The organism is Luteimonas sp. MC1782 (assembly GCF_014164605.1).
Lineage (GTDB): Bacteria > Pseudomonadota > Gammaproteobacteria > Xanthomonadales > Xanthomonadaceae > Luteimonas.
On record NZ_JACJFT010000001.1, the window covers coordinates 560,918 to 577,584 of the forward strand.

Consider the following 16,667-nt stretch of genomic DNA (forward strand, 5'->3'; position numbering starts at 1 on the left):
CAGGCCTCAGCCGGCGACGTCCACGCCCCCTGTCGCCGCATCGCGCAACAGCCGCCTGGCGGCCGCACGCGCCTCGCGGCTGACCTCCACCCCGCCCAGCATGCGCGCCAGTTCTTCCTGGCGTTCGCCGTCGTCGAGCAGGCGCACCGCGCTCTGGGTGACGCCACCGCGTTCGGCCTTGCTGACGCTGTAGTGCGCGTGGCCCTGGGCCGCGACCTGCGGCAGGTGGGTCACGCACAGCACCTGGCGCCGGCTGCCGAGGTCGCGCAGCTTCTGGCCGACGATCTCCGCCACGCCGCCGCCGATCCCGGAATCGACTTCGTCGAAGACCATGGTCTGCACCGCGTCGAGGCCCAGCGCGGCGACTTCGATGGCCAGCGAAATGCGCGACAGTTCGCCGCCGGATGCGACCTTGCGCAGCGGTCGCGGCGGCTGCCCGGCATTGGCCGACACCAGGAACTCGACGCGCTCGGCGCCCTGCGCATCCGGAGCGTCCCCGGCGGTGGGTTCCAGCGCGACTTCGAATCGCCCGCCGCCCATGCCCAGTTCGCCGACGAGCGCGGTGGTGGCGACAGCCAGTGCCTTGCCGGCGCGCGCGCGCGCCTTGCCCAGTGCCACGGCGGCCTTGCGCCAGGCCTCCGCGGCGGCATCGATCTCGGTGCCCAGGCTGCCGAGGCGCCGCGCTGAGGCGTGCAGTGCCTCGTGTTCGGCGGCCAGTGCGTCACGCTGCGCGGCGAGCCCTTCGGGTGCCACGCGGTGCTTTCGCGCCAGGTCGTGCAGGCGCGCGAGGCGGCGCTCGTGGTCCTCGAGCTGCGCGGGGTCGAGGTCCAGGTCGGCGCGGATGCGGTCGAGCAGGATCGCCGCCTCGTCCAGCTGGATCGCGGCACCCTCGAGCATGGATTGCACCTCGCCCAGGCGCGGCTCGTGGTCCTGCAGCCGCGCCAGCCCGCCGCGCAGCTGGTGCAGCTCGGCGGGCAGCGCGCCGTGGCCGTCACCGAGGCGGGCGAGGGCGACGTCGCAGGCGTCGACCAGGGTGGTGGCATGGGCCTGGCGGCGATGCGCGGCGGCGAGCGCGCTGATGGCGTCCGCATCCAGGTCCTCGCGCTCGAGTTCGCCCAGCTGGTGGCCGAGCCAGTCGATGCGGTCGGAGACATCCCCTGCGGCGGTCAGTTGCTCGCGTTCGCGCAGCAGCGCGGCCCAGCCGCGCGCCGCGGCGGCCACCGCGGCCAGCAGCGCCTCGTGGCGGCCGAAGGCGTCGAGCAGGGCGAGCTGGCTGGCGCGCGACAGCAGCGCCTGGTGCTCGTGCTGGCCATGGATCTCGACCAGGTGAGCCGCCAGCGCGGCCAGTTGCGAGAGCGTGGCCGGGCGTCCGTTGATCCACGCCCGCGAACCGCCATCGGCGCGCAGGGTGCGGCGCAGCTGGCAGGCCTCGCCGTCGTCGAACTCCTGTTCGCGCAGCCAGGCCTGCGCGGCCGGCGAGCCGGCGAGGTCGAAGTCGGCGTCGAGCTCGGCGCGCTGCGCGGCATGCCGGACCATGCCGCTGTCGGCGCGCTGGCCCGACAGGAAGCCGAGGGCATCGACGAGCAGCGACTTGCCGGCGCCGGTCTCGCCCGACACCACGGTCAGACCGGCCCCGAACTCGAGCTCGGTGGCGGCGACGACGGCGAAATCCTTGATGGAGAGGCGCTTGAGCATGGGACGCGATTGTGCCGCGAGGGACGGCAGGCTGCCATCGCCGCGTCGCAGCGCTTGCGACTCGGAGCCGGGCGACATATACCCCCGGGATGTCCCGACGCCGCGATGACCCCCTCGATGCCCGCGCACGCCAGCTGCTGCGCACCCTGATCGCGCGCCACATCCGCGATGGCGAGCCCGTGGGTTCGCAGACCCTGGCCCGCCACGCCGGCCTGGATGTCAGCCCGGCGACCATCCGCAACATCCTCGCCGACCTGGAGGAGGTCGGGCTGCTGGCGGCACCGCACGCGTCGGCCGGGCGCGTGCCCACGCCGCAGGGCTACCGCGTGTTCGTCGACTCGCTGCTGCAGCTGAGCCCGCTGCAGGAGCCGGAACTGGCACGCCTGCGCGGAGAGCTGGCAACCGGCGGCGGCACGCAGTCGCTGCTCGGCAGCGCGTCGGAGCTGGTCTCGGCGATGACCCGGTTCGTGGGCGTGGTCAGCGTGCCGGGACGCGGCCAGTTCGCGTTCCGGCAGATCGATTTCGTGCCATTGGACGGCCAGCGGGTGATGGCGATCGTGGTCTTTGCCGACCATGAGGTGCAGAACCGCATCGTGCTGACCCGGCGCCCCTACGGCCCGGCCGAACTCGAACAGGTGGCCAACTACCTCAACGCCAATTTCGCCGGCCGCCCGCTGCACGAGATCCGCGCCACCCTGGTCAGCGACCTGCGCGCCGCGCGCAGCGAAATGGAGGGCCTGCTGCGGGCGACCACCGAAATCGCCGAGCAGGTGCTGGTGCCCGGCGACGAGGACGTGGTGGTCTCCGGCCAGGCGCGCCTGCTCGGGGTGCAGGACCTGGCCGACGTCGAGCGCCTGCGCGAGCTGTTCGACGCCTTCGCGCAGAAACGCGAAATACTGCAGCTGCTGGAGCGCACGGTGAAGGCACCGGGCGTGCGCGTGTTCATCGGTGAGGAGACCGGGCTGGCGCCGCTGGCCGGCATGTCGCTGGTGACCGCTCCGTACGGGGCAGGGGGGCGCGTACTGGGGGTGCTCGGGGTCATCGGCCCCACGCGAATGGCCTACGACCGGGTGATTCCGGTGGTGCAGGCCACCGCCGACATGCTGGGCAATGCCTTGAATCCGGAGCCGCCATCCCCACAAAGTGCGGACCGCGACACTCCCGGACCCTGACAGCGATGACCAACGAACAGACGCCCGACGATACCCTCGAGGCCGCCGACACCATTCCGCACGACGAACTCGAGGCCCTCCGCGGCGAGCTCGAGCAGCTGCGCGCGCAGTCCCTGGTGGAGCGTGCCGACCTTGACAACCAGCGCAAGCGCCTGCAGCGCGATGTGCAGAATGCCTGCCGGTTCGCCAACAAGCAGTTGCTCGGCGACCTGCTGCCGGTGTTCGACAGCCTCGACGCGGCGCTGCTCGCGGGCGCGGCCGACGATCCGATGCGCACGGGCATGGAGCTGACGCTGCGCGAACTGCTGCGCGTCACGGCCAGCCAGGGGCTGGTGCAGCTCGCGCCGGCGCCGGGTGATGCGTTCAACCCCGACCAGCACCAGGCGATGAGCGTGGTGGACGCCGCAGGCGTTCCCGCCGGCGCGGTCGCGCAGCTGTTCCAGAAGGGCTACCAGCTCAACGAACAGCTGCTGCGCCCGGCGCTCGTCGCCGTGGCCCGCGACGACTGAATCCGCGCCCCCGGCGCTTGAAGGCGCCCGCCGCGTCCCCAGATAGCAGTCATCGGCGGCTTGCCGCCCCCCAGACAAACCTCAAAGAGGCATACATCCCATGGCAAAGATCATTGGCATCGACCTGGGCACGACCAACTCGTGCGTGGCGATCATGGACGGCGGCAAGGCCCGCGTCATCGAGAACAGCGAGGGCGACCGCACCACGCCCTCCGTCGTCGCCTACACCAAGGACGGCGAGGTGCTGGTGGGTGCGTCGGCCAAGCGCCAGGCGGTCACCAACCCGCAGAACACCTTCTACGCGGTGAAGCGCCTGATCGGCCGCAAGTTCACCGACGCCGAGGTGCAGAAGGACATCGGCCTGGTGCCGTACGCCATCGCCCAGCACGACAACGGCGACGCCTGGGTCGCGACCAGCGACGGCCGGAAGCTGTCGGCGCAGGAAGTCTCCGCGCGTATCCTGGAAAAGATGAAGAAGACCGCCGAGGACTACCTGGGCGAGAAGGTCACCGAAGCCGTCATCACCGTGCCTGCGTACTTCAACGACTCGCAGCGCCAGGCGACCAAGGACGCCGGCCGCATCGCCGGGCTCGACGTCAAGCGCATCATCAACGAGCCGACCGCGGCCGCGCTGGCCTATGGCTTGGACAAGGACGGCGGCGACCGCAAGATCGCCGTGTACGACCTCGGCGGCGGCACCTTCGACATGTCGATCATCGAGATCGCGGAAGTCGACGGCGAGAAGCAGTTCGAGGTGCTCGCCACCAGCGGCGACACCTTCCTCGGTGGCGAGGACTTCGACAAGCGCGTCATCGACTACCTGGTCGACGAGTTCAACAAGGACCAGGGCATGGACCTGCGCAAGGATCCGCTGGCCCTGCAGCGCCTGCGCGATGCCGCAGAGCGCGCAAAGATCGAGCTGTCCACCGCGCAGCACACCGAGGTCAACCTGCCGTACGTGACCGCCGACGCCTCGGGCCCGAAGCACCTCAACATCAAGCTGACGCGCGCCAAGCTGGAGGCGCTGGTCGAGGACCTGATCAAGAAGACCATCGAGCCGTGCCGCACCGCGCTCAACGACGCCGGCCTGCGTGCCAGCGACGTCAACGAGGTGATCCTGGTCGGCGGCCAGACGCGCATGCCGAAGGTGCAGGCGGCGGTCGCCGAGTTCTTCGGCAAGGAGCCGCGCAAGGACGTGAACCCCGACGAGGCGGTCGCCATCGGCGCCGCGGTGCAGGGCGGCGTGCTGGCGGGCGACGTCAAGGACGTGCTGCTGCTCGACGTGACCCCGCTGAGCCTCGGCATCGAGACCCTGGGTGGCGTGTTCACCAAGATCATCGAGAAGAACACCACGGTGCCCACCAAGGCCTCGCAGACCTTCTCCACCGCCGAGGACAACCAGTCCGCGGTCACCGTGCACGTGCTGCAGGGCGAGCGCGAGCAGGCCCGCTACAACAAGTCGCTGGCCAAGTTCGACCTCACCGGCATCGACGCCGCCCCGCGCGGGATGCCGCAGGTCGAGGTGTCGTTCGACATCGACGCCAACGGCATCGTGCACGTCACCGCCAAGGACAAGAAGACCAACAAGGAGCAGAAGGTCGAGATCAAGGCCGGCTCGGGTCTTTCGGACGAGGAAATCCAGCGGATGGTGGCCGATGCCGAAGCGCACCGCGAGGACGACAAGAAGTTCCACGAACTGGTCGGCGCCCGCAACCAGGCGGACGCGCTGGTGCACGGCACGCGCACGGCGATCAAGGACAACGGCGACAAGGTGCCGGGCGACGTGATCGGCCGGGTCGAGGCCGCGATCGCCGACGTCGAGACCGCCATGAAGGGCGACGACAAGGTGCAGATCGAGGCCAGGACCAAGGTGCTCGAGGAGGCCGCCCAGGCGCTCTTCGCCGCCGCGGCCCAGCAGGGTGGTGGCGATGCGGGTGGCGATGCCGGTGCGCCGGCGGCCGGCGACGACGTCGTCGATGCCGAGTTCACCGAGGTCAAGGACGACGACTCCAAGGCCTGACCGCCATCGGTATGTGACGTCGGGAACCGTGGCTGCGTATGCGCGGTTCCCGATGTCGTTTCCGCGCCCGGTTGCACGGGTGCGTCGCCCGACACAGATGACCACTGATCCATGAGCAAGCGCGACTACTACGAAGTCCTCGGCGTTGCCCGCAACGCCGGCGACGATGAACTGAAGAAGGCCTATCGCCGCAGCGCGATGAAGCACCACCCTGACCGCAATCCGGGCAACCACGAGGCCGAGGCCGCGTTCAAGGAGTGCAAGGAGGCCTATGAAGTGCTGTCCGACGGCGGCAAGCGCCGCATGTACGACCAGCATGGCCACGCCGCGTTCGAGCACGGCATGGGCGGCGGCAATGCCGGTCCCGGCCAGCCGGACATGGGCGACATTTTCGGGGACATTTTCGGCAACATCTTCGGCGGCGCTGGCGGCGGCGCGCGCGGCCCGCGACGCGGCGCCGATGTCGGCTACGTGATGGAACTCGACCTCGAAGAGGCGGTGGCGGGCGTCGAGCGCCGCATCGAACTGCCCACGCTGGCCGCCTGCGATCCCTGCAACGGCACCGGCTCCGAGGACGGCAAGCTCGAGACCTGCGACACCTGCCAGGGGCGTGGCCAGGTGCGGTTCCAGCGCGGCATCTTCTCGATGCAGCAGCCGTGCCCGCATTGCCACGGCCGCGGCCAGACCTTCAAGTCGCCGTGCCCGTCCTGCCGCGGCAACGGCCGCGTCGAGGAAGAGAAGGTGCTGTCGGTCAAGATCCCGGCCGGCGTGGACAACGGTGACCGCATCCGCCTCTCGGGCGAGGGCGAGGCGGGGCCTCCCGGCACGCAGCCCGGCGACCTGTACGTCGAGGTGCGCGTGCGCCCGCACCCGATCTTCGAGCGCGACGGCGACGACCTGCACTGCGAAGTGCCGATCCGCATCGGCCAGGCCGCGCTCGGTGACACCACGCGCGTGCCGACGCTTGGCGGCGAAGCGGAGATCCGCATTCCCGCCGAAACCCAGACCGGCAAGGTCTTCCGCCTGCGCGACAAGGGCGTGAAGTCGGTGCGCAGCCGCGCGCCGGGCGACCTGTACTGCAAGGTGGTGATCGAGACCCCGGTCAACCTGACCAACCAGCAGCGCGAGCTGCTGGAGCAGCTGGAAGCGACGTTCGTCGGCGATGGCGCGCGCCGCCACTCGCCCAAGGCCAGCACCTTCGTCGATGGCGTCAAGGGCTTCTGGGAACGCATGACGTCCTGAGCACGGCGTGGCCGGCCACGCGCTGGCCCTGACCTTGCCGGCGGCGTGCACCGCCGCTAGCCTTGCGTGATGCCGTCCCCCATCCGATTGATGCTCCATGGCGCCAGCGGGCGCATGGGCCACGCGCTCATGCGCCTGTGTGCCGACGGTGCGGTTCCGGGCTGCGTGGTGGTGGCCGCGGTGTCGCGCCGGCCGGCCCAGCGCGTGGTGGATGGCGTGCCGCATTTCGCCGCCGCGGAACTGCGCGCCGTGCCCGCGTTCGACGTGGCCATCGACTTCAGCCTGGCCGAGGCCTTCGACCAGGTACTCGCGCTGTGCGTGGAGCGGGGCGCAGCCCTGGTGTCCGGCACCACCGGCCTGGGCGCCACGCAACGCGAGGCGCTGGCGGCGGCGTCCGCGCGAATCCCGCTGGTCTGGGCGGCCAATTTCAGCCTCGGCGTGGCGCTGCTGGAAGACCTGGTGGAGCGCGCGGCCGCCGCGCTGCCCGGCTGGGACTGCGACATTGTCGAAGCCCATCACGTGCACAAGAAGGATGCGCCTTCCGGCACGGCGATCGCCCTGGGCGCGGCGGCCGGGCGCGGCGGATCGGATCCCCGCTACGCCAGCCTGCGCGCCGGCGACATCGTCGGCGAGCACACCGTGCAGTTCACCGGCATCGGCGAGCGGATCGAACTGGTGCACCGCGCGACCAGCCGCGACGTGTTCGCCCGTGGCGCGCTGCACGCGGCATCGCGCCTGCACGGCCGCGCCCCCGGCAGTTGGCGGCTGCGCGACCTGCTGTAGCGGCGTGCGCGTTCAGTTCCGGCACCCTGCCGCTGGCGCCTGGGGTCGCGGTTCCGTATCATTCCCGCTCGCCTGATTCACATGTCCCGGCGCCGGATTCCACCGGCTCCGGCGGCTTCCTGCAACCCCACGTAGGCGACCTTCGTGACCCCACCTGCAATCCTCGCGCTTGAAGACGGCACCGTCTTCGAAGGCGTCTCCATCGGCGCGCCCGGCCTTTCGGTCGGCGAAGTGGTGTTCAACACCGCGATGACCGGCTACCAGGAGGTCGTCACCGACCCCTCGTACGCGCGCCAGATCGTCACCCTGACGTATCCGCACATCGGCAACACCGGCTGTACCGCCGAGGACGACGAGGGCGCGCGCGTCTGGTCGGCCGGCCTGGTGGTGCGCGACGTGCCGCGCCGGCCCAGCAGCTGGCGCAGCCAGGTCGCGCTGCCGGAGTGGCTCGCCGATCGTGGCGTGGTGGCGATCGCCGGCATCGACACCCGTCGCCTGACGCGCCTGCTGCGCGAGCGCGGCGCCCAGAACGGCGCGGTGATGGCCGGCGACATCGACGCCGCCCGCGCCATCGAGGCGGCGCGCAAGTTCCCCGGCCTGAAGGGCATGGATCTCGCCGAGGTGGTCAGCACCCCCGGCCGCTACCAGTGGCGCGAAGGCCAGCTCGACCTCGACAGCGGTGCGTGGACCCAGGTGGAACCGCGCTTCAAGGTGGTGGCCTGGGATTACGGCGTGAAGCGCAACATCCTGCGCATGCTGGCCGAGCGCGGCTGCGACGTGACCGTGGTGCCCGCGCGCACGACGGCGGAAGAAGCGCTCGCGCTGCGCCCCGATGGCGTGTTCCTGTCCAACGGTCCTGGTGACCCGGCACCGTGCGATTACGCGATCGAGGCGATCCGCGGCTGCCTGGCCGCGAAGGTGCCGACATTCGGCATCTGCCTGGGCCACCAGCTGCTCGCTCTCGCGGTCGGCGGGCGCACGCTGAAGATGGCCAACGGCCACCATGGCGCCAACCATCCCGTGCAGGACCTCGATACCGGGCGGGTGATGATCACCTCGCAGAACCACGGCTTCGCGGTCGACGAAGCATCGCTGCCCGCGAACGTGCGCGTGACGCATCGTTCGCTGTTCGACGGCACCAACCAGGGCATCGAGCTTCTCGACGCGCCTGCCTTCAGCTTCCAGGGACATCCGGAGGCTGCACCGGGCCCGCACGATGTCGCGCCGCTGTTCGACCGCTTCGTGGCGGCGATGGCCGCGCGCGGCCAGACAACCTCAGTCATTCCGGGATAAGCAATGCCAAGGCGCAGCGACCTCAAGACCATCCTCATCATCGGCGCGGGCCCGATCGTCATCGGCCAGGCGTGCGAGTTCGACTACTCCGGCGCGCAGGCCTGCAAGGCGCTGCGCGAGGAGGGCTACAGGGTGGTCCTGGTCAACTCCAATCCGGCGACGATCATGACCGACCCGGATACCGCCGACGCGGTCTACATCGAGCCGATTACCTGGCAGATGGTCGAGAAGATCATCGAGAAGGAGCGCCCGGACGCGCTGCTGCCCACCATGGGCGGGCAGACAGCGCTGAACTGCGCGCTGGACCTCGCCGACCACGGCGTGCTCGAGAAGTACGGCGTGGAGCTGATCGGTGCCAGGCGCGAAGCCATCATGATGGCCGAGGACCGCGAGCTGTTCCGCGTCGCGATGGCCGAGATCGGGCTGGAGTGCCCCAAGGCCGAAGTGGCGCGCACGTTCGAGCAGGCCGTGGCCACCCAGGCCAAGGTCGGCTACCCGACGATCATCCGCCCGAGCTTCACCCTCGGTGGCAGCGGCGGCGGCATCGCCTACAACAAGGAAGAGTTCGAGGAGATCGCCAAGCGCGGCCTCGAGCTGTCGCCGGTGGGCGAGATCCTGGTCGAGGAATCGGTGCTGGGCTGGAAGGAGTTCGAGATGGAGGTGGTCCGCGACACCGCGGACAACTGCATCATCGTCTGCTCGATCGAGAACCTCGACCCGATGGGCGTGCACACCGGCGACTCGATCACCGTCGCGCCCGCGCAGACGCTCACCGACAAGGAATACCAGCGCCTGCGCCAGGCCTCGATCGCGGTGCTGCGCAAGATCGGCGTCGACACCGGCGGCTCCAACGTGCAGTTCGGCATCAACACCGAGACCGGCCGCGTGGTGGTGATCGAGATGAACCCGCGCGTGTCGCGATCGTCCGCGCTGGCCTCCAAGGCCACCGGCTTCCCGATCGCCAAGATCGCGGCCAAGCTGGCGGTCGGCTACACGCTCGACGAGTTGAAGAACGACATCACCGGTGGCCGCACGCCGGCGTCGTTCGAGCCGAGCATCGACTACGTGGTGACCAAGATCCCGCGCTTCGCGTTCGAGAAGTTCCCGCAGGCCGACTCGCGGTTGACCACGCAGATGAAGTCGGTAGGCGAGGTGATGGCGATCGGCCGTACCTTCCAGGAATCGCTGCAGAAGGCGCTGCGCAGCCTGGAGACCGGCAAGGTCGGGCTCGACCCCACCGGCCTCGACCTCACCAGCGAGGACGACCTGGTGGTGCTGAAGCGCGAGCTGCGCGAGCCGGGCCCCGAGCGCCTGTTCCACATCGCCGATGCGTTCCGCGCCGGCATGTCGGTCGAGGACGTGCACGCGCTGTCGTGGGTCGATCCCTGGTTCCTGGACCAGATGGAAGACATCGTGGCCGCGGAGCGCGAGGTAGCCGCGCGCGGCGTCGATGCGCTCGATGGCGCACGCCTGCGCGCGCTCAAGCGCATGGGCTTCGCCGACGCGCGCCTGGCGCAGCTGGTGCAGGTGGAGGAGAAGGCGATCCGCGCGTTGCGCCGCGCCTTCGGCATCCGTCCGGTGTACAAGCGCGTGGACTCCTGCGCCGCCGAGTTCGCCACCACCACGGCCTACATGTATTCGACCTACGAGGACGAGTGCGAAGCCGCGCCTACCACGCGCGACAAGATCATCGTGCTCGGTGGCGGTCCGAACCGCATCGGCCAGGGCATCGAGTTCGACTACTGCTGCGTGCACGCCGCCATGGCGCTGCGCGAGGATGGTTACGAGACCATCATGATCAACTGCAACCCGGAGACGGTCTCGACCGACTACGACACCTCCGACCGCCTGTACTTCGAGCCGGTGACGCTGGAAGACGTGCTGGAGATCGTGGAACTCGAGAAGCCGAAGGGCGTGATCGTGCACTACGGCGGACAGACGCCGCTGAAGCTCGCGCGCGCGCTGGAAGCCAACGGCGTGCCGATCATCGGCACCTCCCCGGATTCGATCGACCTGGCCGAGGACCGCGAGCGCTTCCAGAAGCTGGTCGACACGCTCGGCCTGAAGCAGCCGCCCAACCGCACCGCGCGCAGCGCCGAGCAGGCGCTGCTGCTGGCGCGCGAGATCGGCTACCCGCTGGTCGTGCGCCCGAGCTACGTGCTCGGCGGCCGCGCCATGGAAGTCGTGCATGCCGATGCCGATCTAGCGCGCTACATGCGCGACGCGGTCAAGGTGTCCAACGATTCGCCGGTACTGCTCGACCGCTTCCTCGACAACGCCGTGGAAGTCGACATCGACGTGATCGCCGACAAGGACGGTGCGGTGCTGATCGGCGGCGTGATGGAGCACATCGAAGAGGCGGGCGTGCACTCCGGTGACTCGTCGTGCTCGCTGCCGCCGTACTCGCTGTCCGCGGACACCCAGGCGCGGCTGCGCGAGCAGGTCGCGCAGCTGGCGCGCGCGCTTGGCGTGGTCGGCCTGATGAACACCCAGTTCGCGGTGCAGGCGGGCGATGACGGCGAGGACGTGATCTTCCTGCTGGAAGTGAACCCACGTGCCTCGCGCACGGTGCCGTTCGTGTCCAAGGCCACCGGCATCCCGCTGGCCAAGATCGCGGCGCGCTGCATGGCCGGCAAGACACTGGCCGAGCTCGGCGCGACCACCGAGGTGATCCCGCACTACTACTCGGTGAAGGAGGCGATCTTCCCGTTCGCCAAGTTCCAGGGCGTCGACCCGATCCTCGGCCCGGAAATGCGTTCCACCGGCGAGGTCATGGGCGTGGGCCGCAGCTTCGGCGCCGCATTCGCGCGTGCGCAGGAAGCGGCCAGCATCCGCGCGCCCGAGCCGGGCAAGGCGTTCATCTCGGTGCGCGACCCGGACAAGCAGCGCGTGCTGCCGGTCGCGCAGGCGCTGCTCGAGCGCGGCTTCAGCCTGGTCGCCACGCGCGGCACGGCGCAGTGGCTGCAGCAGAACGGGCTGGCCTGCGATGTCGTCAACAAGGTCATCGAAGGCCGCCCGCACGTGGTGGACCTGATCAAGAACGGCGAGATCGCCTACATCGTCAATACCACCGAAGGACGGCAGGCGATCTCCGATTCGTTCTCCATCCGGCGCGAGGCGCTGCAGCAGCGCGTGACGTACTCGACCACCATTGCCGGTGCGCGGGCGTTGCTGCACTCTCTGGAATATCGCGGCACGGGTCCGGTGTGGGCCCTGCACGAACTGCATGAGGAACTGAAACAGGCATGAGACCCCCCATTACCGCGCAGGGCGCGCAGCGGCTTCGCGCCGAGCTCGAGGAACTCAAGTCGGTGCAGCGGCCCGCGGTGATCAATGCGATCTCCGAGGCGCGCGCGCATGGCGATCTCAAGGAGAACGCCGAGTACCACGCCGCACGCGAGCAGCAGGGCTTCATCGAGGGTCGCATCAAGCAGCTCGAGGGCGAGCTGTCGCACGCCCAGGTGATCGACATCGCCACGCTCGACGTGGGCAGCAAGGTCGTGTTCGGCGCCACCGTGGTGCTGGCGGATGTCGAGACCGACCAGGAAAAGCGCTACCAGATCGTTGGCGACCTGGAGGCCGACATCAAGCTCGGGCTGATCGCGATCTCCTCGCCGGTGGCGCGGGCGCTGATCGGCAAGCACGAGGGCGACGAAGTCAGCATCGACGCGCCCGGCGGCACCGTCGAGTACGAGATCGTTTCCGTCAGCTACGGCTGATCCGGCGATGGCGCCGGCTTCCGTGACACTGCTGCTCCCGGCCGCCGCGCGGCTGGGGCGGCAGCGCCTGTCCACGGGCGCTGCGGCGATGCTGGCCCGCGGGGACCGCCTCGCCGCCGGCGAGCCCGGGCGCCGTGCGCAGCTGCTACGGCATTTCCCGCTGGTCGGGCAGGGCTGGCCAATCGCGGCGCTGTCGCGAAACGCGGACGTCGGCGATGCCGTAGGCGCGGCCTGGCTGCGTGCGGATCCGGCCTGGTTGCGCCCCGACATCAACGGCGTGCGGCTGATGGCCCACGGGGAGGCGCTGGCGCTCACCGCCGCCGACTGCGAAGCGCTGCTGCCCGCGCTGCGCCCGCTGTTCGGCGATGCCGGCTTCACGCTGGACGCGCCGCACCCGTCGCGCTGGTACCTGCGCCTGCCGCGCGAGGCGAAGATCCCGGCGTTCTCCGATCCCGGCGACGCGCTTGGCGAAGACATCTTCGAGCACCTCGACACCAGCCCCGAAGGGCGGCGCTGGCGCACGCTGGCCAACGAGGTGCAGGTGACCCTGCACAACCATCCCTGGAATGCGGCGCGCGTGGCGCGCGGGCAGTCGCCGGTGAACGCGCTCTGGTTCTGGGGCGGCGGCACGTTGCCGCCGGTGGCCCTCGGCGGCGGCGCGCAGGCCGGTAAGCACGGCTTCAGCGATGACGACACCGCGCGCGCACTGGCGACCGCCGGCGGACGCGGCACGGCGCTGCCGCCGCGGTTCGCCGCGGAGGCCGGCGTGTATGACATCGAAGGCACGCGCGACCTGCAGTGGATCGAACGCGACTGGCTGCAGCCCGCGCTCGAAGCGCTGCGTGCCGGCGCGATCAACGTCGTGGAACTCGACGACGGCGACGGTTGGCGCCTGCGCCTGCGACGCTGGCATGCGCTGCGAGTGTGGCGTCGCGGCGCCGCCTGGCCCGCCGCTTGAGCGCGGTCCGCAGCATCCGACGGCGACCCGCTGCCGCCGCGCCGGCCGCGACGACCACATGGCCGGCGGACATGCCGCCCCTGCTGCAGCGGATCTACGCCGCGCGCGGCGCGCACGACGTCGACAGCGCGCGCCCGCGCCTGGCCGGCCTGCTGCGGCCGGAGGGCATGCTCGACCTCGATGCCGGCACCGCGCTCCTGGCGGACGCGATCGCCGCCGGCAGCCGCATCCTCGTGGTCGGTGATTTCGACTGCGACGGCGCCACGGCGTGCGCGGTCGCGGTGCGCGGGTTGCGGATGCTCGGTGCGCGCGAGGTGCTGCACGCGGTGCCCAACCGGGTGGCGCACGGCTACGGCCTGTCGACCTCGCTGGTCGCCGAACTCGCCCCCTTGCAGCCCGACCTGCTGGTCACCGTCGACCACGGCATCGCCTGCCACGCCGGTATCGATGCCGCGCGCGCCCTGGGTTGGCAGGTGCTGGTCACCGACCACCACCTGCCGGGCGAACGCCTGCCGGCCGCGCACGCCATCGTCAATCCGAACCGCGTCGGGGACGGCTTTGCCAGCAAATCGCTGGCCGGCGTTGGGGTGATGTTCTACGTGCTGCTGGCGCTGCGCGCGCGGCTGCGCGCGGAAGGCCGGCTGGAAGGAAACGGCCCCGACTTGTCCACGCTGCTGGATCTCGTGGCGGTCGGCACCGTGGCCGACCTGGTGCCGCTTGACGCCAACAACCGCGCGCTGGTGTCGGCGGGGCTGCGCCGGCTGCGCGCCGGCCACGGCTGCGCGGGACTCAATGCACTGATCGAAGTCGCCGGGCGCCAGGCCGCCACGCTGGGTGCCGGCGATATCGGCTATGCCGTTGCACCGAGACTGAACGCCGCCGGGCGCCTGGAGGACATGGCGCTCGGCATCGAATGCCTGCTGTGCGACGAGCCCGAGCGCGCACGCGAACTCGCGCAGCGCCTGGACGCGATCAACCGCGAGCGCAGGGTGGTGCAGCAGACGATGCTGGACGAAGCGGAGCTGGCCCTGTCCACGGACGCGCTCGACGCGTATGGCCGCGATGACGGCGCCCGCGCGGCGGTGTGCGCGTTCGACGCCGGCTGGCACCCCGGCGTCGTCGGCCTGGTGGCGTCGAAGCTCAAGGAGCGCCTGCATCGGCCGGTGGTTGCCTTCGCGCCGGCGGAGGCGGGCAGCACCAGCCTGCGCGGATCGGCTCGCTCGATTCCCGGGTTCCACGTGCGCGATGCACTCGCCGCGGTGGACGCACGCCACCCGGGGCTGATCGCGAAGTTCGGCGGGCATGCCATGGCGGCGGGGCTGAGCCTGGACCTGGCCGACCTGCCTGCCTTCGAAGCGGCGTTCCACGCCCACGCCGAAGCCATGCTCGACGCCAGCGCGCTTCTCGCCGTCATAGACAGCGATGGCGCCCTCGCACCCGGCGAGTTCGACCGCGCCCACGCCGAAGCCCTGCGCGACGGCGGGCCATGGGGGCAGGGATTCCCCGAGCCGCTGTTCGATGGCGAGTTCGACGTGCGCGACTGGCGCGTGGTCGGCGAGCGCCACCTCAAGCTGACGCTGGGCGTGGCGGGCCTGCGCACGGCGCTTCCCGCCATCCACTTCGGTGCCTGGCGCGGCGAAGCGCCGCCGGCGCGCGCGCGCCTGGCCTACCGCCTGGCGCCCGACGACTACCGCGGCGGCGATGCCATCCAGCTGGTGGTCGAGCACTTCGAAGCCTGCTGATCCGGCAGCAGGTCGCGGGCTATCGCTGAATACGCGGCACTCGCATAATCCGCTGGCGCGACCGGGCCAGACGCGGCGTCTGCCACGGAACTTCCAAGGATTCCCTGCATGCGAAACGAGACAAAGACGCTGGCGCTGGCCGTCGCAATGGGCCTGTCTCTGGCGGGCACCACGGCCACGGCGGCCGGCCCCGCCACCACGCCGATCACACCCGGGCAGCAACTGCGTGGCGAGATCACCAGCGCCGACCTCCTGAACTGGCGCGACGGCACGCGCAGCGAACTGTTCGGCGTAGCGCTGAAGGCCGACCAGGGCGTGCGCTTCGTGGTCGAAGGCCCGCTGCGGGCGCAGCTGTCGCTGTACCTCGACGGACAGCTGCTGCGCACCTCCTCCGCCGAGTCCGAGACGGCCACGCTCGCCGTGCGCGCATCGCGCGCCGGCCGCTACGTGCTCGCGGTGAGCGGCAGCGACGCTTCGGCGTACGGCCCGTTCACGCTGGCGTCGTCGGAGCTGCAGGTCTACGGCGGTGGCGAACTGGCGAGCGGCGCATCCATCACCGACTGGCTGGACGGCAGCAAGCGCATTCCCCTGCGCATCGATCGAGAAGGCATGTACTCGGTGCGCATGGCATCCGACGAGTTCGACACCGTGCTGGGCCTGGAGGGCAATGGTCTGTCGCTCGGCAGCGACGATGCCGACGGCAGCAACTCGCAGCTCACCGCGCGTCTCGTTCCTGGCACCTACACCCTGGTGGCCTCCGGCTACGAGGGGCAGGCGGGTGGGCAGTACGAGCTCTCGGTCGCCGAGCGCGAGCTTCCGGCTGGCGTGACCGTGGCCAGCGACGGCGATCTGGTCGCCGGCAACGATGTGACCGCGCTGTACCAGGGGCAGCCGGTGACCTACCGCCTGCGCCTGGCGGAGCGGCAGCTGGTCGCGATCGACATGCGCAGTCCCGAGCTGGATTCGCGCCTGCAGCTGACCGGCGAAGGGGTGCTGATCGACGACGACGATGGTGGCGAGCGTCTCGACGCGCGCATCGCGACGGTGCTGGGCGCCGGCGACTACGCCGTGCGCGCATCCGCGTTCAACGTGCAGGGCGGGGCAGGGTTGTTCACGCTGGCGGCGCGCCTGTCGCCGGTGCCTGCCGATGCCGGCGGCGGCCGCCTTGAGGTGGGCCAGGCCCGCGAGGCCACGCTGCTGCCGGGCATGACCGACCGCTACAGCTTCAACGTCGCGCGCGCCGGCACCTACCTCATCGAGATGGCCTCGAATGACGGCGTCGATGCGCACCTCAGGCTCCTGCGGGCTGGCGAGCCGCTTGCGGAAGACGACGATGGTGGCGGCGGGTTCGATTCGCGCATCGCGCACACGCTGGAGGCGGGCGACTACGTGCTCGAGGCGTCGTCGGCCACCGGTGGCGAGGGTGGTCGCTACCGGGTGCAGGTCCAGCGTCGCTGAGGACGCAGCCGGGACCCCGTGCAACCGGGGGGGCTGCACGGAAGGGCGTTCGTGCGCCGCGCTCGCGTGCAGCCGC

12 protein-coding genes are annotated in these 16,667 nt (G+C 70.6%); 11 read left to right on the forward strand and 1 reads right to left on the reverse strand.

Annotated elements, in window-relative coordinates; translation table 11 throughout:
- Nucleotides 1-6 precede the first annotated feature (6 nt).
- Nucleotides 7-1,695 (reverse strand): DNA repair protein RecN, encoded by a 1,689-nt coding sequence (gene recN, locus H5368_RS02710; protein ID WP_182821101.1) that lies wholly within the window; start codon nt 1,693-1,695, stop codon nt 7-9.
- A gap of 89 nt (nt 1,696-1,784) precedes the next feature.
- Here recN and hrcA point away from each other — a divergent pair, with 89 nt between their 5' ends.
- The 11 genes from hrcA (at nt 1,785) to H5368_RS02765 (ending at nt 16,591) form a co-directional block, all read left to right on the forward strand.
- Nucleotides 1,785-2,867, forward strand: a complete 1,083-nt coding sequence (gene hrcA, locus H5368_RS02715; protein WP_182821104.1) for a heat-inducible transcriptional repressor HrcA — start codon at nt 1,785-1,787, stop codon at nt 2,865-2,867.
- Between the two features lie 5 nt (nt 2,868-2,872).
- Nucleotides 2,873-3,376 carry a nucleotide exchange factor GrpE gene (grpE, locus tag H5368_RS02720; RefSeq protein WP_182821106.1) on the forward strand — a complete coding sequence of 168 codons (504 nt, stop codon included), beginning with the start codon at nt 2,873-2,875 and terminating at the stop codon, nt 3,374-3,376.
- A gap of 100 nt (nt 3,377-3,476) precedes the next feature.
- A complete protein-coding gene (gene dnaK, locus H5368_RS02725) occupies nt 3,477-5,396 on the forward strand; it encodes a molecular chaperone DnaK (protein ID WP_182821108.1) in 1,920 nt (639 codons plus the stop codon).
- A 111-nt stretch (nt 5,397-5,507) separates the two neighbouring features.
- A complete protein-coding gene (dnaJ, locus tag H5368_RS02730) occupies nt 5,508-6,638 on the forward strand; it encodes a molecular chaperone DnaJ (RefSeq protein WP_182821110.1) in 1,131 nt (376 codons plus the stop codon).
- 69 nt (nt 6,639-6,707) lie between these two features.
- On the forward strand, nt 6,708-7,421 hold the full coding sequence (gene dapB / locus H5368_RS02735; RefSeq protein WP_182821112.1) for a 4-hydroxy-tetrahydrodipicolinate reductase: 714 nt from the start codon (nt 6,708-6,710) through the stop codon (nt 7,419-7,421).
- Nucleotides 7,422-7,565: 144 nt separating this feature from the next.
- The gene (gene carA, locus H5368_RS02740; protein WP_182821114.1) at nt 7,566-8,714 is read left to right on the forward strand and encodes a glutamine-hydrolyzing carbamoyl-phosphate synthase small subunit; all 1,149 of its coding nucleotides are present in this window, start codon (nt 7,566-7,568) and stop codon (nt 8,712-8,714) included.
- Between the two features lie 3 nt (nt 8,715-8,717).
- The gene (gene carB, locus H5368_RS02745) at nt 8,718-11,963 is read left to right on the forward strand and encodes a carbamoyl-phosphate synthase large subunit (protein WP_182821117.1); all 3,246 of its coding nucleotides are present in this window, start codon (nt 8,718-8,720) and stop codon (nt 11,961-11,963) included.
- 8 nt (nt 11,964-11,971) lie between these two features.
- Nucleotides 11,972-12,433 (forward strand): transcription elongation factor GreA, encoded by a 462-nt coding sequence (gene greA / locus H5368_RS02750; RefSeq protein WP_182823687.1) that lies wholly within the window; start codon nt 11,972-11,974, stop codon nt 12,431-12,433.
- Between the two features lie 22 nt (nt 12,434-12,455).
- Nucleotides 12,456-13,391, forward strand: a complete 936-nt coding sequence (locus tag H5368_RS02755; protein WP_182821119.1) for a phosphoglycerate mutase — start codon at nt 12,456-12,458, stop codon at nt 13,389-13,391.
- Between the two features lie 71 nt (nt 13,392-13,462).
- The gene (recJ, locus tag H5368_RS02760; protein WP_182821121.1) at nt 13,463-15,133 is read left to right on the forward strand and encodes a single-stranded-DNA-specific exonuclease RecJ; all 1,671 of its coding nucleotides are present in this window, start codon (nt 13,463-13,465) and stop codon (nt 15,131-15,133) included.
- Between the two features lie 108 nt (nt 15,134-15,241).
- Nucleotides 15,242-16,591, forward strand: a complete 1,350-nt coding sequence (locus H5368_RS02765) for a hypothetical protein (protein ID WP_182821123.1) — start codon at nt 15,242-15,244, stop codon at nt 16,589-16,591.
- Nucleotides 16,592-16,667 lie beyond the last annotated feature (76 nt).

Excerpts from the sequence above, each read along its gene's own strand:
- recN (WP_182821101.1), bottom strand. The coding sequence starts at position 1,695 with ATGCTCAAGCGCCTCTCCATCAAGGATTTCGCCGTCGTCGCCGCCACC.
- hrcA (WP_182821104.1), top strand. The coding sequence starts at position 1,785 with ATGTCCCGACGCCGCGATGACCCCCTCGATGCCCGCGCACGCCAGCTG.
- grpE (WP_182821106.1), top strand. The coding sequence starts at position 2,873 with ATGACCAACGAACAGACGCCCGACGATACCCTCGAGGCCGCCGACACC.
- dnaK (WP_182821108.1), top strand. The coding sequence starts at position 3,477 with ATGGCAAAGATCATTGGCATCGACCTGGGCACGACCAACTCGTGCGTG.
- dnaJ (WP_182821110.1), top strand. The coding sequence starts at position 5,508 with ATGAGCAAGCGCGACTACTACGAAGTCCTCGGCGTTGCCCGCAACGCC.
- dapB (WP_182821112.1), top strand. The coding sequence starts at position 6,708 with ATGCCGTCCCCCATCCGATTGATGCTCCATGGCGCCAGCGGGCGCATG.
- carB (WP_182821117.1), top strand. The coding sequence starts at position 8,718 with ATGCCAAGGCGCAGCGACCTCAAGACCATCCTCATCATCGGCGCGGGC.
- recJ (WP_182821121.1), top strand. The coding sequence starts at position 13,463 with ATGCCGCCCCTGCTGCAGCGGATCTACGCCGCGCGCGGCGCGCACGAC.
- H5368_RS02765 (WP_182821123.1), top strand. The coding sequence starts at position 15,242 with ATGCGAAACGAGACAAAGACGCTGGCGCTGGCCGTCGCAATGGGCCTG.